We start from the raw sequence: 19887 nt of genomic DNA on the forward strand, positions 1-19887 counted from the left end.
TTCAATGCCGGACAGGCTCGTGGCACCGGTGTTCGACGTCGACTCCAGTGACAATCCGATCGATACGTATCTTCCGCAGAACGGCAATCGCGGCTATCGCGTCTCGCGCTACGAACTCGACCTCGAGTACAAGGTCGAGAGCAACCGATTGACGGGCAAGGCGAAGATCACCGCGGTCACCACGGCGACGGTGTCGAAATTCGCGTTGGATCTCGGCCCGGCGATGAACGTGTCGAAGGTGTCGGTCAACGGGTCACGTTCGGTGAAGTTCAGCCACCAGCGGGGCAAGCTGAAGATCACTCCCGCCAAGCCCATCGCGTCCGGAGCGGCACTGGTGGTCACGGTGGCGTACGGCGGAACACCCAAGCCCATCAACGGTTTCTGGGGTGAGGTCGGCTGGGAGGAGCTCACCGAGGGATCGATCGTCGCGAGTCAGCCGAACGGTGCCGCGTCGTGGTTCCCGTGTGACGACCATCCGGTGTCCAAAGCCAGCTACGGCATCGCCATCACCACCGACTCGCCGTACTACGCGGTGGCCAACGGCACGTTGGTACGCAAACAAACCCGGGCCAGCCGGACCACGTGGGTGTACGAGCAGCCCGAGCCGATGGCCAGCTATCTCGCGACCATCCAGATCGGGCCGTACGAGCATCGCGTCGTCAGCCCGGGACCGGTGCCGATGAACGCGATCACGCCCCCGCGACTACGAGCGCAGTTCGATCACGACTTCGGCCGTCAACCGCAGATGATGGATACCTTCGTACGGCTCTACGGCCCTTACCCTTTCGCGGCGTACACCGTGGTGGTGACCGACGACGATCTCGAAATCCCGGTCGAGGCGCAGGGCCTGTCCATCTTCGGTGCCAACCACTGTTCGGGTTCCCGGTACTACGAGCGCCTGGTTGCGCACGAATTGGCGCACCAATGGTTCGGCAATTCCCTCACCCTCGGCAAGTGGGCAGACATCTGGCTGCACGAAGGATTCGCCTGCTACTCGGAATGGATCTGGGCCGAGAACTCCGGCGGCGCAACGGCTCACGACAAGGCCAAGCGAGCTCACACCATTCAGCGAGGGCTCGCGATGGATCTGCAGCTCACCGATCCCGGGCCCGCCCGCATCTTCGACGACCGCGTCTACAAGCGGGGCGCGCTGGCCTTGCACGCACTGCGACGCACCATCGGCGACGAACGATTCTTCGGCCTGATCCAGGAATGGACCTCCAAATACCGCTACTCCACCGTGGCGACCGCCGACTTCACCGACCTCGCCTCTCGCTTCGGTTGCCCCCGAACCCTGTGGGACGCATGGCTTGTGGATACGCAATTGCCGTCGTTGCCGTAGATCCGGCGCTCGAATCGGCTCCCCGGTTTCGGAAATGCGCCTCCGATCAGAGGCATATTTCCAAGTCTGGGGAGCCGATTGCCGTCAGCTATACCCGAGCGAGACCGCGAGGCCTGCCACGGCGTAGCCGTACAGCGCGACCGTCGCAGATGCCTGTCGCCAGAATCCTTGCGGGAACGTTGCCGCCCAGCGCCCCTTGCCGTCCAGTTGCAGATCGCAGGGGAAGTCGCTGATGACCATCGCTGAAGCCGGTTGTTTCGAGTGCGCGAGCACCACACCGGTGGTGAACGGCAGTCCCCGAACGAACAGGTGCCCGCGCGCATCCCCCGCTCGATAGCGCACCGTAGATTCCGTCAATGGTCCTGTGTACCAACGCCGTTGGATGTTCCACCCGGTGGCGTGTGCGAGTCGGAGGTTGCGATCGCCGCGCAGTGCCGTGTCCACGGTCTCGACGTGTGCGATCACTCCCCAGCGCAGCATCGACACCCACGAGGCGATCCGTCGGTAGCGAAACACCAGAGCCCCGAACAGAACGATCGCGAACATGTACGGCACCAGCGCGGGATACCTCGACCAGCATGCGGCAGGCACGATCACCGCGACGAGAAACCAGTACGCTTCGCGTCGATTCCAGACCGTGGCAGCAGCTACCAAAGCTGTCGGGGGCACCCGATACGCCGGGACCGTGCGCGAGGACTGCAACATGATGGCGCTGATCCTAGGGCCGAACCGGCCGACTCGCAGCGATCCGCTCGGTTCCGACCGGCGTGCGTCACGGCGCGGGGGTGACCTCAGGAGGTAGCGGCCGTGCCGTGTCGCTCAGCTCTCCTGGCTCGTACACATCGAAGGGGGCGTCCACAGACAGAGAACCGGCGCGCTCGAACTCGAAGGTCACAGGAATCGAAGTTCCCGGCGCGAGTTCTCCGTCGGTCAACTCGAGAGTCACGGTGAACGGCTGGTCGGTTCCGTCGTCTCCACCATCCAGGTTTTCCACCGGTTGGCCGGCCGCGATAGACGTCGCGGGTTCGATAACGAGTTGGTCGGCGGTGGCGTCGATAGTCACCGCAGACGCCGCGGAAGAAGTTATTCCAAGTAAGCGATCCGTCCCTGTCCCGGCAGTGTTCACCGCTGTGAACTCCAGGTTCGCGTTGCCGTACGCCGAGGCGGAACTGTCGGGCGTGGCACCGGTGAGCTCTGCTTGCACGGTGACGCTTTGCAACTCGATACTGCCGGCCTCCTCTGCTGCGCCGGTATCTTGAGCGATGACCGGGTCGTTCGAGCAGCCGGCCAGAGCGCCGACGGTAGCAAGAGCCGCACATGCAGCGATAATCGAATCGGAGCCGACACGACGACGCCGACGGGCGGGAGCACGTCCGTTCGTATTCATGCGCTGAGGGCTACCCCGAGCTGGGTCGGACCAAACGGGATGAGCACCTGCCCTCCCTCGTGCGCGTTGTGCGTCCCTCCAGGTACGCACAACGCGCACGACCCTAGGGCAGGTGAGCGGACGTTTTCGATCGCACCACCAGGCCACACAGTGCCGCCATCACCGCGCCGAATCCGAAGATGATCGGATACGTGACCACCCCTGGCCAGGTCTCGGTCAGCGCCGACAGCACAGCGGGCACCGCAAAGCCGAGATACGTCAGCGAATAGAACACAGCGGTGAGGCCGGCGAGATCGTCGGGGCCCGCAATGCGTTGCACCTCTTGCAGACCCGAAACCAGCGCCATGCCGTATCCGCACCCGAGAACCGCTGCCGCGATCAATGCCGCGGCGATGGTGAGCACCGACGCTGCCCACGCCGCGACAGCCATACCGACCACCAACAGAGACAGCGCAACCAAAGCGCCGCGGGCATTGGCGGGTGTGTCGATCCGACGCCCGACAGCCTGGATCGCGAACCCGGAACCGAGGGCGATCACCGCCATCGCAGCGGACAGGGCGACGGGGTAACCGCCACCGGGCTCGTCGGCCAACGCGTCGGCCATCAGAGACGGCAGCACCGCATAGGCGACGCTGGCCGCACCGAAAACCCATGGGGCCAAGGGCAACACGACGAACAGGAAGCGTCGATGCGACGCAGACGGAATTCTGAGATCGTCGACGAGGCTCTTCCTTCCCGATGATGCTGCGGCGCTGCGTGTCTCGGGGACCGACAGCATTCCGACGAACGCGGCGATGCAGATCAGCACGTGCACGCTGTACGCGAGGTGCGTCGGCCAGGGTGCCCACTGCGCCAGCACACCGGCGACGCCGGCTCCCAGGGCGAAGCCCGCCGTCAACGACATCGCGGCGCGGCGCGCTCCGGCACCGGGCTTGGCGGTGGCGTCGCGACTGGAAAGTTCCTTGACCCAGCTACCGCCGACGGCCATACCGATTCCGAGCGCGATGCCGCTGAGCACCCGCCCGCCGAAGAGCATGTAGGCGTTGTCGGGTCCGAGGGCGATCAGAATGGACCCGGCCGCGGCAATTGCGGGCGCGGGCAACATGATCGGGCGTCGGCCGAGTCGATCGGACAACGGACCACAGATCAGCATTGCCGGAATGATGCCCAGAACGTACGCGAACAGGAACGTGTCGACCACCACGGCAGAGAAGCCGTGGTCGAGTCGATACATCACCAAAAGCGGTGTGAATTCGTTGCCGCCCCAGGCGACGGCGAACATGCCGACGGCAACCAACAGCCAGCGTCTGGCCGTCGCCTGTCGGACGTCGTCGTCGATCATGGCCTCGGTCATCGTGTTCCCCCTCTGTCTGTGCGCAAGCCGTGCACCCTGAGCATGTGTTGTTCGACGGCTCGCTCGAATTCGTCTGCGTCCCCGGCTTCGATCAGGTCGGCGAGTCTGCGATGGTCGTCGACGATGCGGGAGATCTGACCCGGATCACGGGTCAGGGATGCCGCGGTCATCCGCCGCTGTCGCTCGCGAAGTCCGTCGTAGAACGCGTCGAGCAACGGGTTGTTGCCGGCGCGGACGACGGTGCGATGGAAATCTGCGTCGGCGGCACTGAACTCCGCTGCGGTGCCGTCGACTGCGAGCTTGTCCTGGATTCGCAGGTTGTCGCGTAGCGCCTCGACCACTCGTGCGCGGGCATCCGCATCGCCGACGAAGGCGCGAACACTGCCGGCCTCGACCAATCGCCTCGCGTCGACGACGCTCTCCGCCTCACCCACCGCGATGGGGACGACCAGCGCCCCCCGCTTGGGATAGAGGCGCATCCATCCCTCGACCTGGAGGCGAAGGAACGCCTCGCGGACCGGTGTGCGGCTGATCTCGAGCCGCGTCGCGATCTCCCCTTCACTGACGAGCTCACCACCAGGAAGTTCCCCCGAAATGACGAGCTCCTTGACAGTCAGATACGCCGTATCGGCGGCGGATCTCGTCTCGGACACAACATAGATACTAGATGCGCCTCAGCAGTCCACCCAACTCGACCTATCCCGACGGTCCACTCAACGTGACATTGACCGTCGAAAAGGCCACCACATGTCACATTGACTCCCCGAGGGGAGTCGCGAGGGAGACAGCGGTCAGGGCACCCAGTGTCTGGCGGCGATGTCGTCGATCACCGGGTCTCCGTCGGGGGCTGCGTCCAGTGCTTCGAGGTCGTTGCGCAGTGCGTTCAGGCGTGGGTCGTCCCCCTCGGCCTGCTCGGCTGCCGTGCCTCCGTCGTCGGCGATCTGGGCGAGCAGTTTCGCTCGCACCCGATCTCGCAGTGAGTCGCTCATTCGTCGTCACCCTTCTTGAACACGCGTCGGGCCGTGGGGATGAGCGCGATGAGCACGCCCAGCAGCACGATGATCGAGAAGATTTGCAGCAGCACAGCAGCCTCCTAGGGATGTCAGGTCGGGGCGAGGGCGGTGCCCCACGCAGTGTTGCGCACCACGGTGAACAAGACCAATAGGGCAACCCCGACGACGACGGTCGGGCGATTGGGACGAGGCAGCGTCAGTGGCGTCTGCGTCCATCGTGCTCGCAGCCACGCGGCCCAGACACCGATCGCGACGACACCGAGCAGCACCGCCACGACGTTGCTCGACGCGGCAGCCGCGATGTCTCCGCGAGTGAGGTCGCCGAAAGCCCTGGTCGCTCCGCATCCTGGGCACCACAGTCCGGTGAGGGCGTGGAAGGGGCACGGCAGGTACGTCGAGGTTCGGGGATCGCGGATGTGCAGCAGCACAGCACCGCCGACTGCGGCCAGGCCGACGCCGAGAGGAGCGGCGATGCAGCGCGTCCGGGTTGCCATGACTAGCAGTCCATCACGGTTCGACGATGATCGTCGCGGTCATGTCGGGGTGCGGGGTGCAGTGGTAGGTGTAGGTGCCCGCGGTGTCGAAGGTGTGGGTGAACTGCCCCGACTGCATCAGTTCGCTGCGGAACGACTTGTCGTCGGCGACGACGTTGTGTGCCATCGCGCGGTCGGCGAACACCCAGGTCACGGTCTCGCCCGCGGTGATCGTCAGAGACTGCGGCGTGAACATCCGGTCGGCGACGGTCACCTGGTTCTCGGCAGCGGGCTCGGCGGGTGCGGCCGGGGTGGTCGAGGTGGAGCAGGCAGTCGCGGCCAATGTGATCGACAGTGCCGCGAGCAATCCGAGTGCCTTCATGACGTCGACGGTACCGAAGCGGCGAGTTCTCGCCGGTCCAGGAGGTACGTCGCCGTCAGCGCGATCGAGCGGTCCTCATCCTGAGTCAGCTCGCGCAGAGCCTGCGCCGCCGCCGGACCCGGAATGCTGGCCAGCGCCTGGGTCACCCGTAGTCGTGCCGCGACCTCTTTCGGCCCGCCCATGAGGTCCGCGACCGTAGAGTCTTCGTAGCCGAGCTCACCGAGCACGTCTGCCGCGTCCACATCGTTCGTACCCTCGTGGACCATCTCGATCAGCACCGCAATCGCGTCGACGATTCCTCGGGCACCCAGTTCCAGCGCCGCGACGCGTCTGATCTGCCCGTCCTCGTGGCCCAGCGCCTCCCGCAGCACCTCGGTGGCGTCGGGATGCGGAATCTCGACGACGGTATCGACGGCGCGGCGACGCACCTCGGGATCCGGTGAGTCGAGGCCCTCCCGCAGCGCCGAGACGGCGTCGCTCCCGGTCTGCGCGAGTGCCCATCGCAGCGCGCCGGCGACGTTGGTGGCGGGCTCGCGCAGCACCGCCTCGGCCAGAGCCTCGGCCGGGATGGGGCGATCCCCGACGGAGGACAACGCTGCCGACTGTCGCTTCCCCGCGCTCACCGAGTCCAGGTCTCCGAGCATGCCAATGACACCGAGGACGTCCTCCCAGTCCTCCGGTCGGGCGCTTCCGATGCGGCGCAAACGTGTCAGTAGCTCGCTATCTCGCGCGATGCGCTCTTCGGCTCGGGTAGCCAGCTCGTCGACGAGTCCCGTCGCCGCGAAACTCGGATCGTCCAGCGCGCGTCCGACGTCGTGCAGGGACAACCCGAGCGATCGCAGGGATTCGACGTGAAACAGACGACGAACGTCGGCCGGGGAATACTCGCGGTATCCGGTGCCAGTCCGCGAGGTCGGCTGCACGAGCCCGAGCCGGTCGTAGTGCCGAAGCATGCGCGCGCTGACCCCGGACCGCCGCGCCACCTCACCGATCAACATCTGCCTATCTCACCCCGTCGGGTCGGCTGCGCCAAGTGCATCGACGCGCTGGGCCTCGAACAGTGCAAATCCGCTGTCGGGGTCTCGGAGCAGCGACTCCGTCGCCAACGCGTGCGCGCGAACAGCAACATCCTTGCTCGACGCGGCCTCGCGCACCATCGGCTCGATCACCGACCCGAGTTCCACCAGTGCGCGGCTGAGGCTGCGCTGCATTTCCCGCCCGCCGCGCCCCAGCTGAGTGGACAGCGTCGTCGCCAACCACTGCTCGCTGCCGTCGGGGACCAGGACGACCGCCGCCCGCCACGCGCTTCGGGCCACCTCGTCGTCGGAGTCGGAGATGAGCGTCTCGGTGATCACCGGCCAGGCCGCCCGGTCCTTGACCTTCGACAACGTGTGCAACGCCTGACTGCGAGCCTGCGCGCCGCCGGCACGCACTTCGTGCATCAGCCTGGGCACCGTCGATGCTGCGGGGAGACGAATCAGCGCCCACGTCAACATCTCTCGCACCTGAAAATCCGGTTCGACGGCGCAGCGCTCGAACAGTGCGTCGAGGGATTCTGGCTCGTTCGATATTCCGATGTCGAGCGCGGCCCGAAGCCGCACAGAAGAGTTCTGGTGCCTAAGTGAGTCGACCATGGCCGTCAGCCAAGACCTTGTCACCGTGTGAAGGTCAAGCCCGGGTCAAGACGTCCGCGAGCGTCCGATTCATGATGTTCAGCGCCCGCACCGCGACCCGCACCGGGCCAGGCGAGTTCGCGCTGGTGAGCAATACGTCCAACACCGTTGTGTCGGTGACTTTCTCGGGTTGATCCACCCGCTTGCCCGCGATCGCTGCCTCGACCTGCCGAGCGGTGTCCCGCACCAGCGCCGCGGCGTCGCGAAGGGCGTGGGCCGTATCGGCCGAGGGTGCCGACTCCGGTTCGGCACGCGACGCCAGCACTCCGGCTCGCGCGAGTGCGTGGGCGGATCGGCCGCTGACGGTCAGCACCCGCAGTAATCGCTTCGCCCCTCGCCGGCTGCGGGTCGTCGGCCCGAGCACGAGCGGCTTCCCCGCCGTCACGACCTCCTTCAGCGCGTTGTCGAGCGTGCGCGTCGACGCCACGAGGTCGGTGGCGTTTCCTGGGGTGATCACCGATTCGACGCTGGCGTCGATCAGGGCGTCCAGTTGGTCGAGATACGTATCGACTTTGTCCACCAATGTCTTTCGTGTTCCGGTCGAGAAGATGAAGTAGGCGGACGCAATACCGACGGCTCCGCCGACTGCAGTCTCGATGATCCGTAGCTCGAGAACCTCGATGCTGAACGTGCCGAGCAGCCCGTAGAGCATCGCGAGCAGAATGGTCACGAAGAACGACAGCAACGCATACGCGACGGTCACCAGGTAGAACGCGAAGAAGACACAGACGACGATGAGCACCAGCTGAACGGATTGGTGGTTGCCGACGAGTGCCGCGATCACCACTCCCGCAAGCACTCCCGCCATTGTGCCGAGGATGCGTTGGCCGGCTCTGGTCAAAATCTCGCCGCGCGTCGACGCCCCGGTGAACACCAGGAACGCCGTCAGCACGGCCCAGTACCAACGATCCGGTGAGACCAGCTCCCCCAATACCGTTGCCGCGCTGGTCGCGACAGCAACCTGGATTGCCGCCTTGGTGCTGGGGTTCAGGCCGGCAGGCTCGTCCTTGTCCGCCGGCTCGACAGCAGCCTGTCGAGGGCTCGACGTGACAGCCACCGCATTGGTGGTGATGTGATGAATGGCGATGTGTGCCTGCACCGCTCGTTGCGCGGACACCGTCGCGATACCGGCGGGGGTCGACGGGTCGGCGCGCTCGGCCGCCGTGGCGGCCAACCGTCGGGCGGCCTTGAGTTGCTCGGCGGACGGGGCGTTCTGCAGGCACGATCCCAGTGCGGTGGTCGCTTGCCCCAGTGCGGTCGGCCACGGCTTGGCCGGATCGAGAGCCCACAGTGAGCTGACGAGTTGTTCGGTGGCGATCTGGGCGTCGAACACACGAAGCGACAGATCGGTACTCGTCACGCTGAGCAGTTGTCCCGCGTCGTGACGGTCGAGCCAGTCGTCGATCATCAGGGCGGTGTTTCCGAGCCGATCGAGCCTGCGCCGCAACAGTTCCAGATCACGGTCCTCACGCGCCGATGCCGCCGCGAGTACCGATTCCGATACCGCTCGCATGGCGTACAGCAGCCGCCGCACCTCCACGATCGGTCGGTCCGGAAAGACCACCGCCCGTACGAACAGAGCGATGAGCACTCCGCCGACGATCGCCGCGATCAGCATCGGCACTTGCCCCGGGGTCGCCTGAAGGAACAACGCGAAGAAGTACGAGATGAACGCGACCATGCCGAGCGCGGTGCCACGGGGTCCGAATCTGCGCACCCATACGGCCGCGAACAACACCGCGATGAATCCGACGTCGGCTACCGCGCCGAGCCGCGAGAGCAGCGCCGCGACCGTCACTGCCGCCGAGGCGGGCAGCACCATCAGGGCGGTGGTGACGAGCCTGCTGTGCTGGTCTTTGTCCTTGACCGACGCCGACGCCTGCATCGCCACCACGGTGCCGAGCATCGCCACGGTCACCGGCTGGCCGATGGCGCGAGTACCGAGCAGCAGGACCACCATTGCGAGCAACACCGTCAGCGTCGTCGCCGAGGCACCGCGCAGCCGTAACTGCCCGGGATCCGACGCGTCGAGGATGCGGGCGAGGCGGTTCATTCCCCGATTCTGCGCTACGGCTCAGCCCCGTGCGGCCCGGATAGCGGGGGCCGACGAATGCGGTAGCAGCCTGTTCATGTCCGCCGGCGTGATCACGTCGACCGTCGCCGACTCGTCCAGCCGGTAGGGCTGGGTGGAGATGATGCCGGCGAGGTGCTTGCGCAGGCGGGACATCTCGGCCCGCACGGTGATCGCGCGGCCGTCGTCGCCGAAGAGGTCGGCAGCCATCTGCGACGCGGTGCGTCCCTGCCGGTGGATGGCCAGCAGGTACAGAATCTCGGCGTGCCGGGGCGTCGGCTCGTGGGTCCACTCCCCCACCTCGCTGCGCACCTCCATACGAGGCCTCTGCGAATCGCGCAGGTCGATGCGAATCGTCGTCGTGTTACCGGACTCCGCGACGAACGAGTCCGCCGAGTCGCCAGGAGTGGAGCCGGCGGAACGACCATGAGAAGTGGGTCGCACCAGCCATCCACCGGGCAGGGGTTCGAAGTCGCACACCCCGAGGCTCGGCAGCCAGAAGCGTCCCGTCGCGAGGTCCTCGGGCAGCAGGATGCGATTGCGCAGTGCCACCGATTCGACGGCCGCGACCCACCCGTTCGCGTCGACGGCCAGCGCCGGGGACTGCAGGCGCGCCAGCATCGGTGCGGCCACCGAACGCAGTCGATCCAAGGTGGTTCGGTGAATCTCGCGCAGCTGCGATTCCGCCAACCTCGCCACGGCGTCGACCAGGGCGATGGTGGTGGGGTGCACCGTCTTGGCCGGCCCGCTGACGTCGATGGCGCCGAGCACCTGGCCGGTACGCGGATCACGAATGGGCGCTCCGGCGCAGGTCCACGAATGATGGCTGCGCACATAGTGTTCGGCCGAGAAGATCTGCACAGCGCGGCGTGAGACCAATGCTGTCCCGATGGCATTGGTGCCCACCGAGTCCTCGGCCCAGTTGGCCCCTTCGACGAACCCGAGACCGTCGGCGCGGTCGAGCACCGACGTCGATCCGCTGCGCCACAGCACTCGACCGTTCCGATCGGCGACGACGAGAATGTTGTCGCCGTCCTGCACCACCGATTCCAGGCCACGGGCGAGGTCGTCCAGAATGTCGAACAACCCCGATTCCCGTCGACTGAACTCGAGCTCGGACGCGTCCATCTGTCTCTCGGCAGGATTGCCCAGTTCCGGGTCGATACCGAGGGTCTGCAACCGCCGCCAGGAGTCACCGATGACCTCGCGGGGACGCGCGGGAGACTTCCCGCCGGTCATGGTCGCGTCGTACACGGCAGTGAGAATCTGCGCGTAGCGGCGCGGGTCTTCGCCGGCCGCCAGCGCAGGTTCAGGGCCTGTCGACTGCGTCATCGCTGTCAATTGTGCTCCAGCTCACAAAGCGGATTCATGCGGGGTCACCGGTAGACCAAACCACCATCGATCAACGGTGCCTGTCCGGTCATGTAATCCGAGTCGGGTCCGGCGAGATACGAGACGAACGCGGCGACGTCCTCGGGAGTCTGCGCCCGACCGAGAGCGATACCGCCGACGAACTTGTCGTAGGTCTCCCCCTCGGCGGCACCGGTCAGCTCGGCGAAGCGCTTGTCGATGGTCACCCACATGTCGGTGCCGACAACGCCGGGGCAGTACGCGTTGACGGTGATGCCGTCCGAGGCGTACTCCTTGGCCGCAGCCTGGGTCAATGCCCGGACCGCGAATTTCGTTGCGCTGTAGACCCCGAGCATCGCGAACCCGTCGTGGCCTGCGATCGAGGAAGCGTTGATGATCTTGCCCTTCTGGCCGAGCGCCTTGAATGTGGCTGCCGCAGCTTGAATTCCCCAGAGCACACCGTCGACGTTGACGGCCCAGATCTTCTTCGTGTCTTCCGGGCGGACGTCGTCGAGCGGCGCGACCTGTGCGATTCCGGCATTGTTGACGATGACGTCGAAGCCGCCGAGCGCTTTATGGGTATGTTCGACGGCCGCGAACACTTGATCGCGATCACTGACGTCGGCGACGAATGTCGTTGCCTTCGAGCCTGTTCGACGCACCTCGTCGGCCACGCCGGCGATCTTGTCCTCGGCCAGGTCGACCAACGCGATGTCGTGCCCGTCGTTGGCCAACCGCAACGCGATCGCCCGTCCGATGCCCTGACCGGCCCCTGTCACCAGCACCGCGCTCATGCGGGTACACCCGTCGAGGGGTCGACCAGAACTTTCATCTTGGTGCCTGCGTGCAGCGCCTCGAATCCGTCGTCGATGACGCCGTCGAGCGTGATCTTGTCCACCCAGCCCGTCGTGTCGTAGTGGCCCTGGCTCATCAGATCGATGACGGCCTCGTAGTCGGCGGAGGTGTAGCAGAGCGATCCCTGGATGCGGGATTCGTTCATGACGAGCTTCTGCAGCGGTGTGGTGAGCGGCTTTTCGTAGATCGCGACGCTGACGAGCGGTTTGCGAGCACCGATGCAGCCCAGCGCGGTCTCGACGGCCGGTTGCACACCGGCCGCGTCGTAGATGGCGTCGGCCCCGTTGCCGTCGGTCAGATCGGCGATGAAGGCGGGCACGTCCACTGACGTCGGGTCGAGGGTCTTGGCACCGAGCGCTTCGATCGAGGCGCGACGCGTCGGCGACGGTTCGACGACGTAGACGTTGTCGAGTCCCTTGCCGCGCAACGCGAACCACAGGCCGATGCCGATGGGGCCGGCTCCGAACACCATCGCGGTGTCCTCGGGCTTCGGATCACCAAGTGTCGCAGCATGATAGGCGACCGACATCGGTTCGACGAGGGCACCGAGTTCGAGGGAGACGTTGTCGGGCAGGGCGTGAATCATGTCCGTGGGGACCACGGTGTATTCGGCCATTCCGCCGTCGGACATCAGTCCGTGGAAGCCGATCTGCGCGCAGATGTTGTAGTTACCTGCCCGGCAGGGTCCGCAGTGTCCACAGCGGTAGAGCGGTTCGATGGCAACGCGATCGCCGACCGAGATGCCGGTGACACCCGTGCCGAGCTCGGTGACCGTGCCCGAGAACTCGTGTCCGAGCACCAGGGGCATTTCCTGGCCGGTCAGCGGATGCGGCGAGGTGGGGATGAAGATGGGGCCGGCGTAGTACTCGTGTAGGTCGGTTCCGCAGATTCCGTTGAACCCGACCTTGACCTTGACCTGCCCCGCACCGGGATTCGGCTCGGGTACGTCGGTGATCTCCACCTTGTTCGGGCCGTAATACACAGCTGCACGCATCGGTTCTCACTCCTGACTGAATTGGATGCACACAGGTTTATGTGACGACGACCACTTTCGACAGGGTTGCAGTGCGTTGCATCGAATCGGCCGCACTGCAACCTCCCGCAACCCTGACGGTGGGCTGTGATTCAGCTCATAGTGACGGCGACCCTGTCGACCCACCGAGAAGAGACCCCCATGACCGCAACCGCAGACCGACCCCTCGACGAGCCGAAAACGGCGTCAGCACAGGGCAACTGGCTCGTATTCGGACTGGCCAACCTCGCCGTGGTCACGGCCGTGTCGCTGGCGACCTGGTATGTGCTCGCCGATCCCACCACCAGTCCCTGGAACTTCTATCCGCTGCCGTTCAACGCCGCGCTGTTCTGGGCCATTCTCTTCATCGTGTTCATCGGATTCGATTGTGAATTCGCCGGATTCGACTCTCTGAAGCAACCGATGCGCGGGCTCGCGATCCTGACTTCGACGGCGGTGTTCGCCGTTGCCGTCACCTGGATCCTCGGCAGCGGCCTCGGGGCGTTGTACCCGGATTTCGCCGGTTCTCGTGACGGCGGGCTCGGCTACTTCGCCGGAGCGCTGTTCGTGCTGTTCGGATTCGGCACCTGGGTCATGGTGGTCCTCAACTGGCAGCACTGGCCGTGGACCGTGCTGCGCATGAAGCAACCGCTGATCGGGCTGTGCGAGATCGCATTCGTCGCCGTCCCGACCCTCGCGTTGTACTTCGTGTTCGGACTGCCGTCGGTCTCGCTCTCGGCCACCGATCCCCTGATGTCCGTGGACACCGCACTCGGCTGGTTCTACTCGATCGTCGTCTCGGTGATCCTGACCGGCCAGACCCTGGACAACTGGCCCTGGAAATTGGCCGGCGGCGGCGGACGGACCGCACTGGCGGCCACCGTCGGCAACGCGGTGCTCGGCACGGCGATCTACTTCCTGATGGTTCCGCTCGCGAAGCTACTCGTCGGCTCGGAAGCCACCGCAGAACTCGGAACGGTGATCAACCAGTTCCCGGCACAGATCGGAGTCTGCTGGGCATTCTGGATGATCTTTTGGGCGAACGGCTTCGGTAATCGCTTCCCGGCGGCGGGACGCGCAGTACTGACTTTCGCGCCGGCCATCGGCACGTTCCTGGCGTACTACTACGTTCTTGCCGAGCACGTGCTCCACGAACCCGTCGTCGCGGCCGGGATCTCCGGCAACGCTCTCGGCTTCGTCGACTGGCTGGTGCTGTGGACGTTGATCTACGTCGTCGGATTCCAGTCGTTGGGGTTGAACAAGCTCTCGCCGGCGTGAGCCTCTGCAACCCACTGCAACTCTCGACCCAGCCGCGTTCGAAGAGTGTGCTGGGTCACACAACGCACCGCACTGTCGCACGAGGAGTTTTCATGACCCAGACCATCGAGCCGATCGAGATCAACCGCACGCGCAGTCCTCAGGAACGGGTCGACACCTGGCTGTCGACGTTCGAGGACGCCCTGGTCGCCCGGGACATTCCTCGTGTTGCCGGCATGTTCGCCGTCAGCAGCTTCTGGCGCGATCTCGTCACGTTCACCTGGAACCTCAAGACGGTCGAGGGCCGGGACGGCGTCGCCGACATGCTGGGCGAGAGGCTCGCCGATACCGACCCGACGGGATTTCACACCACCGAGACCCCCGACGAAGCAGACGGCGTCGTCTCGGCGTGGATCGCATTCGAGACGGCGACGAGCCGCGGCAAGGGACATCTGCGTTTGACGACGGACGCCGAGACCGGTGACGACGTGGCGTGGACGCTGCTGACGACGATGCAAGAACTCAAGGGATACGAGGAGCGGCAGGGCAAGTCCCGAATCAAGGGTGCCGTGCACGGCTCGAATGCCGACACCCAGAACTGGGCCGAGAAGAAGGAGATGGAGGAGAAGGAGCTCGGCTACAGCGTGCAGCCGTACGTCCTCGTCGTCGGCGGCGGGCAGGGCGGCATCGCCCTCGGTGCTCGGTTCCGTCAACTCGGCGTCCCGGCGATCGTCGTCGACCGTGCCGAGCGCCCCGGAGATCAGTGGCGTGGCCGATACAAGTCACTGTGCCTGCACGACCCGGTCTGGTACGACCATCTGCCCTACCTGCCGTTCCCGCCGAACTGGCCGGTGTTCGCGCCGAAGGACAAGATCGGCGACTGGCTCGAGATGTACACCAAGGTCATGGAGGTTCCGTACTGGAGCAAGACGACCGCGAAGTCCGCGACCTACGACGAGACCGCGAAGGAGTGGACCGTCGTCGTCGACCGCGACGGCGAGGAAGTGATCCTGCGGCCCAAGCAGTTGGTGATGGCCACCGGAATGTCGGGCAAGAAGAACGTGCCGAACTTCCCCGGCATGGACGAGTTCGAGGGCGAGCAGCACCATTCCAGCGAACACCCCGGTCCCGACGCTTACGTCGGCAAGCGTGTGGTGGTCGTCGGTTCCAACAACTCGGCGCACGACATCTGCAAGGCGCTGTACGAGACGGGCGTCGACGTCACGATGCTGCAGCGCTCGTCCACGCACATCGTCAAGTCGGACTCGTTGTGCGAGATCGCTCTCGGCGATCTCTACTCGGAGCGCGCGGTGGAGTCCGGAATGACCACGGCCAAAGCCGATCTCACGTTCGCGTCGCTGCCGTACCGGATCATGCACGAGTTCCAGATCCCGGTGTATCAGCAGATCGCAGAGCAGGACAAGGACTTCTACGATCGCCTCGAGAAGGCGGGCTTCCAGCACGATTTCGGTGACGACGGTTCCGGCCTGTTCATGAAGTACCTGCGCCGCGGCTCGGGTTACTACATCGACGTCGGCGCATCCGAGCTCGTCGCGGACGGCAAGATCAAACTCGTTGCCGGGCAGGTGGAGCGGATCAGCAAGACCGGCGTCGTACTCGAGGACGGGATCGAACTGCCGGCGGACCTCATCGTCTACGCCACCGGCTACGGCTCGATGAACGGCTGGGTCGCCGATCTCATCGACCAGGAGACCGCCGACAAGGTGGGCAAGTGCTGGGGCCTGGGCTCGGACACCACCAAGGATCCCGGTCCGTGGGAGGGCGAACAGCGGAACATGTGGAAGCCGACGCAGCAGGAGAACTTCTGGTTCCACGGCGGCAATCTGCATCAGTCACGCCACTATTCGCTGTACCTGGCGCTGCAGATCAAGGCGCGTTACGAGGGCATCGACACCCCGGTCTACGGGCTGCAGGAGGTGCATCACCTTCGGTGACGGTCGTGCGCGGAAACTCGTAGTGGGCTACGAGTTTTCGCGCACATGGCTGTCTAGTCGTACACGCCGGTCCCCTGCGCCTTGGCGATCAACGCATCCTCGGAGCGCACCTGATCGAGGTTGACCACGCGGGTGGACAGCACCGTCGAGTACAGCCAATCGGTGGCCACGCGCACCCGGGCGGAGGCGGTGGGCAGGGCATAGAGGTGATAACCGCGGGCGACGAACTTCGCGACGGCTCCGGTGAGGGGCACGCCCAAAGGCTTTGCCACACCGTCGAATCCGCCCAGGTCGGCGACCAGTCCCAGATCCTTGTGTCGGTACGGTCGAGCAGTACCGACACCGAGGGACGCGGCGACGTTCTTGGCGACCGCTGTGCCCTGCCGCTGCGCGTGCTGCGCGGTGGGCGGCGTCGGCTTCGACGGGTCGGCGGCGATATCGGGCACCGCGGCCGCGTCACCGATGGCCCAGACGTCGTCCACGCCGGGGACCGTGAGGTCGGGGTTGACCACAAGCCGGCCCTTTTCGGTCGGCAAATCGAGTTGCGCGATGAGGGGGCTCGCAGCCACGCCCGCTCCCCACACCAGGGTGCGTGTCGGTACGACGTCGCCGTCCGTCAGCGTCACCGCGTTCGCCGTGGCCGATTCCACCGACACCCCGAGACGCACCTCGACGCCGCGAGCAGCGAGGACTTCCATTGCTTCCTTGCCGAGTCGCTCGCCCAGTTCCGGCAGCACCGCCGGCGCGAGGTCGATGAGCAACCACCGAATGTCCGACGGGTCGACCGTCGCCCACCGGGTAGCGATACCGCGAATCCAATTCTGCATCTGCGCAACGAATTCGGTGCCCGTATAGCCGGCTCCCACAGCGACGACGGTGAGCCGTTCCTTGCGTTCGGCGCGGCCCTCCGGCGTGTCGGGCAGTTCGTCGGCTGCATCCAACTGCTTCAACACGTGGTTGCGAATGAACACCGCTTCGCTCAGGGTCTTGAGACCGTGCGCGTGCTCGGCGACACCGGGGATGTCGAACTGCCTCGTCACCGAACCCGGGGCCAGAATCAGCTTGTCCCAGGCCAGTTCCGAATCACCGTCGGGGCCGGCGACACGAACGCGTCGATTCTCGAAGTCGACGGACGTGACGTGTCCCAGCACCAACTTGGTGCGCCGCAACGTCTGTCGTGTCGACACTGCGATGTCCCGCGGATCCAGCACGCCGGTTGCTACCTCGGGCAGCAGCGGACTGTAGAGCAGGTAGTCATTGGGCGCAACCAGGGTGAACGAGGCGCGGTCCGGGCCCAACAGCTTCTGCATCTTGCGCAGTGCGTAGAAGCCGCCGAACCCGCCGCCGACCACCACCACCCGGGCTGGGGATGCGGGAGCCGGGGCGGTGCTGCGATTACGGAGTGGTGAGCGCATGGTCCACATTAACGCCGAGTACCGCAGCTCCGCCCCGTCAAACATGGACCGGGCGACGAATTTCTAGACCAACCGGGCTTCCGGGGAGCCGGTCTTACCCGCATCGCGCTCGACCGAATCGCCGAGGGCTTCGTCGATCTTGGCGAGTACATCCGCGTCCAGGATGACCTCGGACGCCTTGATGTTCTCGGCGATCTGCTCGGGACGCGATGCCCCGACCAGCGCGGCGGAAATGTTGTCGTTGGCCAGAACCCAGGCAACGGCCAACTGCGCCATGGTGATTCCGAGATCGTCGGCGATCGGCTTGAGTGCCTGCACCCGGGTGAGCGTCTGATCGTCGAGGTAGCGCGCGATCATCTTGTCGCCGCCCTTGTCGTCCTTGGCGCGCGAGCCGTCGGGCAGCGGTTGTCCGGGTAGGTACTTGCCGGTGAGCACTCCCTGAGCGATGGGTGACCAGACGATCTGCGAGATGCCCAGTTCCTTGGACGTCGGGATCACCTGATCCTCGATGACGCGCCACAGGGCCGAGTACTGCGGCTGGTTCGAGATGATCGAGAACCCGTTCTGCCGTGCCAGTTCCTGGCCGGCGCGGAGCTGATCGGCCGTCCACTCCGAGACGCCGATGTAGAGGGCCTTGCCCTGACGGACGACGTCGCCGAACGCGGCGATGGTCTCTTCGAGCGGGGTCTCGACGTCGTAGCGGTGGGCCTGGTAGAGATCGACGTAGTCGGTACCGAGGCGACGCAGCGAGGCATCGATGCCTTCGAAGATGTGTTTGCGTGAGAGTCCGGTGTCGTTGGGACCCTTGGGTCCGACGGGGAAGTAGACCTTGGTGAAGATCTCCAGCGATTCGCGGCGCTCGCCCTTCAATGCGTCACCGAGGACCGTTTCCGCAGCCCCGTTGGCGTAGACATCGGCGGTATCGAATGTGGTGATGCCTGCATCGAGAGCCGCACGCACGCACTGGGTCGCGATGTCGTTCTCCACCTGCGAACCATGGGTCAACCAATTGCCGTAGGTGATCTCCGAAATCTTCAGTCCACTGTTTCCGAGGTATCTGTAAGCCATGTAAGAAAACGGTACTCCGGTGTTCAATTCACAAGTGGCCGACGACCGAGGAACCGCGTCCCGACGCCTGCGAGGATCACCGTCGCCACTGCCGCGCCCGTCGAGAGCCACAGCTCGGCACTGGGCCACGTCGAGTGGTGGAGGGCGGATGTGAGCGGCGTGTACGCAGTCCAACCGTAGGTGACGACCATCGGCACCGTGATCGCCACCGGTACCGCGAGGCCGATGGTCAAGGGCGTGGGGGGCGAGGGAGTGGGAGTAGCCGGCGTGCACGCCACGTACAGGTAGGCCGCAGCGGCCGGGAAGATCACCAGACTTGCCGCGTAGTGCACGTTGTCCCACGGGGGGCGCTCGAACAGCGCGGTCGTACACACCACCGCCAGGGTCGCGAAGCCGAAGATCGGTCGACCCCAGCGCAGCCCGAGTGCCGCGCCCACTGTCACCGCAACTGCCGTGATTGCCACGAGCCCGAGCACCCAGATACCGTCCGACACATCGATGCCCACCCCAGCGGTGGTGGTCGAGGTGAGCAACACGGCTGTCCCGGCGAGCACAAGAATGCCTCCGCGACCCGGTAGCAGAGCGGCAGCACCGAACAACACTGGTACGACGACAAGGCCGAAGTACCAGCTTCCACCGAAGCCGTCTTCAGCTCGAAACAGCATCTGCACGAACAACATATTGAGCAGCAAGCCACCGATCGAGATCAGTAGTATCGCCCCGATCGGTCGGATGCTCCGTTCCGGTGGCGCATGGTCGTCGCTGCGGTCGACAAGAGCTGCCGAGGCCACTGCAATTACGACGAGCACGCACAGCACCGGAACGACCACCGGTGGGCCGATATCGGATTCGGTGAGGTAGTCGGCGTAGCGACGCGGGATACTCGGATGCTGCAAGGCCTCGACCGCGCCTGCACTGAGTAGTCCGACGAGGAACGACCCGATCGACAGTGCTTGCCGAGCTCGTACACCGTTCGCCCGTACTGCAGTGCATCCCAACAGAACTCCGCCTGCCACCACCTCGGCGAGGTCGGAGGGCATCATCAGTGCCGTCACCCCGGCGCCAATGGCCGCAGCGATGGACAGGCCGGCCAGAATACTGCGCCGACGGACGAGCATAGCCAGACCCGACGCCAGAATCACTGCTACGGCGACTCCCCCTCCGCCGCTGGAGAACACCACACCCCCGACGCTGGTGTCGCCGAAGATATCGACCCCGTCGGATTGCGAGAGCAAACCGGCCAGGAGTCCGGAAACAACGATCGCGAGCGCTGACATCCC

19 protein-coding genes are annotated in these 19887 nt (G+C 65.5%); 3 read left to right on the forward strand and 16 right to left on the reverse strand.

What is annotated here, in order from left to right:
- The first annotated feature begins 4 nt into the window (after nucleotides 1–4).
- A complete protein-coding gene (locus tag CH266_RS09855; RefSeq protein ID WP_094715176.1) occupies nucleotides 5–1342 on the forward strand; it encodes a M1 family metallopeptidase in 1338 nt (445 codons plus the stop codon).
- A gap of 84 nt (nucleotides 1343–1426) precedes the next feature.
- On the opposite strand, the gene CH266_RS09860 is transcribed toward CH266_RS09855, so the two are convergent.
- The 13 genes from CH266_RS09860 to CH266_RS09920 form a co-directional block, all read right to left on the reverse strand.
- Nucleotides 1427–2047 carry a hypothetical protein gene (locus CH266_RS09860; protein ID WP_094715177.1) on the reverse strand — a complete coding sequence of 207 codons (621 nt, stop codon included), beginning with the start codon at nucleotides 2045–2047 and terminating at the stop codon, nucleotides 1427–1429.
- A gap of 67 nt (nucleotides 2048–2114) precedes the next feature.
- Complete coding sequence (locus tag CH266_RS09865) at nucleotides 2115–2729, reverse strand: hypothetical protein (RefSeq protein WP_032382177.1); 615 nt, start codon at nucleotides 2727–2729, stop codon at nucleotides 2115–2117.
- A gap of 103 nt (nucleotides 2730–2832) precedes the next feature.
- A complete protein-coding gene (locus tag CH266_RS09870; protein ID WP_094715178.1) occupies nucleotides 2833–4083 on the reverse strand; it encodes an MFS transporter in 1251 nt (416 codons plus the stop codon).
- Nucleotides 4080–4736 carry a GntR family transcriptional regulator gene (locus tag CH266_RS09875; protein ID WP_032369373.1) on the reverse strand — a complete coding sequence of 219 codons (657 nt, stop codon included), beginning with the start codon at nucleotides 4734–4736 and terminating at the stop codon, nucleotides 4080–4082. Before CH266_RS09875 ends, CH266_RS09870 begins: the two co-directional genes overlap by 4 nt.
- Nucleotides 4737–4874: 138 nt before the next feature.
- Nucleotides 4875–5072: a hypothetical protein gene (locus CH266_RS09880; RefSeq protein ID WP_094715179.1), complete on the reverse strand. Its 198-nt coding sequence runs from the start codon at nucleotides 5070–5072 to the stop codon at nucleotides 4875–4877.
- A gap of 113 nt (nucleotides 5073–5185) precedes the next feature.
- Nucleotides 5186–5590 carry a DUF2752 domain-containing protein gene (locus tag CH266_RS09885; protein WP_094715180.1) on the reverse strand — a complete coding sequence of 135 codons (405 nt, stop codon included), beginning with the start codon at nucleotides 5588–5590 and terminating at the stop codon, nucleotides 5186–5188.
- Between the two features lie 13 nt (nucleotides 5591–5603).
- Nucleotides 5604–5951 (reverse strand): cupredoxin domain-containing protein, encoded by a 348-nt coding sequence (locus CH266_RS09890; protein WP_032369371.1) that lies wholly within the window; start codon nucleotides 5949–5951, stop codon nucleotides 5604–5606.
- Nucleotides 5948–6949 carry a HEAT repeat domain-containing protein gene (locus CH266_RS09895; RefSeq protein WP_094715181.1) on the reverse strand — a complete coding sequence of 334 codons (1002 nt, stop codon included), beginning with the start codon at nucleotides 6947–6949 and terminating at the stop codon, nucleotides 5948–5950. Before CH266_RS09895 ends, CH266_RS09890 begins: the two co-directional genes overlap by 4 nt.
- A 9-nt stretch (nucleotides 6950–6958) precedes the next feature.
- A complete protein-coding gene (locus tag CH266_RS09900) occupies nucleotides 6959–7585 on the reverse strand; it encodes a HEAT repeat domain-containing protein (protein WP_094715182.1) in 627 nt (208 codons plus the stop codon).
- Nucleotides 7586–7619: 34 nt separating this feature from the next.
- Nucleotides 7620–9677 carry an FUSC family protein gene (locus CH266_RS09905; protein ID WP_094715183.1) on the reverse strand — a complete coding sequence of 686 codons (2058 nt, stop codon included), beginning with the start codon at nucleotides 9675–9677 and terminating at the stop codon, nucleotides 7620–7622.
- A 21-nt stretch (nucleotides 9678–9698) separates the two neighbouring features.
- A complete protein-coding gene (locus tag CH266_RS09910) occupies nucleotides 9699–11027 on the reverse strand; it encodes a GAF domain-containing protein (protein ID WP_094715184.1) in 1329 nt (442 codons plus the stop codon).
- A gap of 44 nt (nucleotides 11028–11071) precedes the next feature.
- Nucleotides 11072–11839 (reverse strand): acetoin reductase, encoded by a 768-nt coding sequence (locus CH266_RS09915; RefSeq protein ID WP_027494400.1) that lies wholly within the window; start codon nucleotides 11837–11839, stop codon nucleotides 11072–11074.
- On the reverse strand, nucleotides 11836–12894 hold the full coding sequence (locus CH266_RS09920) for a 2,3-butanediol dehydrogenase (protein WP_032373843.1): 1059 nt from the start codon (nucleotides 12892–12894) through the stop codon (nucleotides 11836–11838). The genes CH266_RS09915 and CH266_RS09920 overlap by 4 nt, the downstream gene beginning before the upstream one ends.
- Before the next feature lie 180 nt (nucleotides 12895–13074).
- Here CH266_RS09920 and CH266_RS09925 point away from each other — a divergent pair, with 180 nt between their 5' ends.
- Nucleotides 13075–14190 carry a hypothetical protein gene (locus tag CH266_RS09925; RefSeq protein ID WP_094715185.1) on the forward strand — a complete coding sequence of 372 codons (1116 nt, stop codon included), beginning with the start codon at nucleotides 13075–13077 and terminating at the stop codon, nucleotides 14188–14190.
- Between the two features lie 92 nt (nucleotides 14191–14282).
- Nucleotides 14283–16124, forward strand: a complete 1842-nt coding sequence (locus CH266_RS09930) for a flavin-containing monooxygenase (protein WP_094715251.1) — start codon at nucleotides 14283–14285, stop codon at nucleotides 16122–16124.
- A 53-nt stretch (nucleotides 16125–16177) separates the two neighbouring features.
- On the opposite strand, the gene CH266_RS09935 is transcribed toward CH266_RS09930, so the two are convergent.
- From CH266_RS09935 to CH266_RS09945, 3 genes are all read right to left on the reverse strand, one after another.
- Complete coding sequence (locus CH266_RS09935) at nucleotides 16178–17539, reverse strand: NAD(P)/FAD-dependent oxidoreductase (RefSeq protein WP_048317293.1); 1362 nt, start codon at nucleotides 17537–17539, stop codon at nucleotides 16178–16180.
- A gap of 63 nt (nucleotides 17540–17602) precedes the next feature.
- Nucleotides 17603–18607 carry an aldo/keto reductase family protein gene (locus CH266_RS09940; RefSeq protein WP_027494405.1) on the reverse strand — a complete coding sequence of 335 codons (1005 nt, stop codon included), beginning with the start codon at nucleotides 18605–18607 and terminating at the stop codon, nucleotides 17603–17605.
- 23 nt (nucleotides 18608–18630) lie between these two features.
- Nucleotides 18631–19884 carry a hypothetical protein gene (locus tag CH266_RS09945; RefSeq protein ID WP_094715186.1) on the reverse strand — a complete coding sequence of 418 codons (1254 nt, stop codon included), beginning with the start codon at nucleotides 19882–19884 and terminating at the stop codon, nucleotides 18631–18633.
- Between the last annotated feature and the right edge of the window lie 3 nt (nucleotides 19885–19887).

The organism is Rhodococcus sp. 06-1474-1B (assembly GCF_002258885.1).
GTDB classification, from domain to species: domain Bacteria; phylum Actinomycetota; class Actinomycetes; order Mycobacteriales; family Mycobacteriaceae; genus Rhodococcoides; species Rhodococcoides fascians.

Coding starts and splice junctions, on each gene's coding strand:
- CH266_RS09915 (WP_027494400.1), bottom strand. CDS start 11,839: ATGAGCGCGGTGCTGGTGACAGGGGCCGGTCAGGGCATCGGACGGGCG.
- CH266_RS09890 (WP_032369371.1), bottom strand. CDS start 5,951: ATGAAGGCACTCGGATTGCTCGCGGCACTGTCGATCACATTGGCCGCG.
- CH266_RS09935 (WP_048317293.1), bottom strand. CDS start 17,539: ATGCGCTCACCACTCCGTAATCGCAGCACCGCCCCGGCTCCCGCATCC.
- CH266_RS09885 (WP_094715180.1), bottom strand. CDS start 5,590: ATGGCAACCCGGACGCGCTGCATCGCCGCTCCTCTCGGCGTCGGCCTG.
- CH266_RS09930 (WP_094715251.1), top strand. CDS start 14,283: ATGACCCAGACCATCGAGCCGATCGAGATCAACCGCACGCGCAGTCCT.
- CH266_RS09940 (WP_027494405.1), bottom strand. CDS start 18,607: ATGGCTTACAGATACCTCGGAAACAGTGGACTGAAGATTTCGGAGATC.
- CH266_RS09855 (WP_094715176.1), top strand. CDS start 5: ATGCCGGACAGGCTCGTGGCACCGGTGTTCGACGTCGACTCCAGTGAC.
- CH266_RS09920 (WP_032373843.1), bottom strand. CDS start 12,894: ATGCGTGCAGCTGTGTATTACGGCCCGAACAAGGTGGAGATCACCGAC.
- CH266_RS09905 (WP_094715183.1), bottom strand. CDS start 9,677: ATGAACCGCCTCGCCCGCATCCTCGACGCGTCGGATCCCGGGCAGTTA.
- CH266_RS09895 (WP_094715181.1), bottom strand. CDS start 6,949: ATGTTGATCGGTGAGGTGGCGCGGCGGTCCGGGGTCAGCGCGCGCATG.
- CH266_RS09945 (WP_094715186.1), bottom strand. CDS start 19,884: ATGTCAGCGCTCGCGATCGTTGTTTCCGGACTCCTGGCCGGTTTGCTC.
- CH266_RS09870 (WP_094715178.1), bottom strand. CDS start 4,083: ATGACCGAGGCCATGATCGACGACGACGTCCGACAGGCGACGGCCAGA.
- CH266_RS09910 (WP_094715184.1), bottom strand. CDS start 11,027: ATGACGCAGTCGACAGGCCCTGAACCTGCGCTGGCGGCCGGCGAAGAC.
- CH266_RS09925 (WP_094715185.1), top strand. CDS start 13,075: ATGACCGCAACCGCAGACCGACCCCTCGACGAGCCGAAAACGGCGTCA.
- CH266_RS09860 (WP_094715177.1), bottom strand. CDS start 2,047: ATGTTGCAGTCCTCGCGCACGGTCCCGGCGTATCGGGTGCCCCCGACA.
- CH266_RS09880 (WP_094715179.1), bottom strand. CDS start 5,072: ATGAGCGACTCACTGCGAGATCGGGTGCGAGCGAAACTGCTCGCCCAG.
- CH266_RS09865 (WP_032382177.1), bottom strand. CDS start 2,729: ATGAATACGAACGGACGTGCTCCCGCCCGTCGGCGTCGTCGTGTCGGC.
- CH266_RS09900 (WP_094715182.1), bottom strand. CDS start 7,585: ATGGTCGACTCACTTAGGCACCAGAACTCTTCTGTGCGGCTTCGGGCC.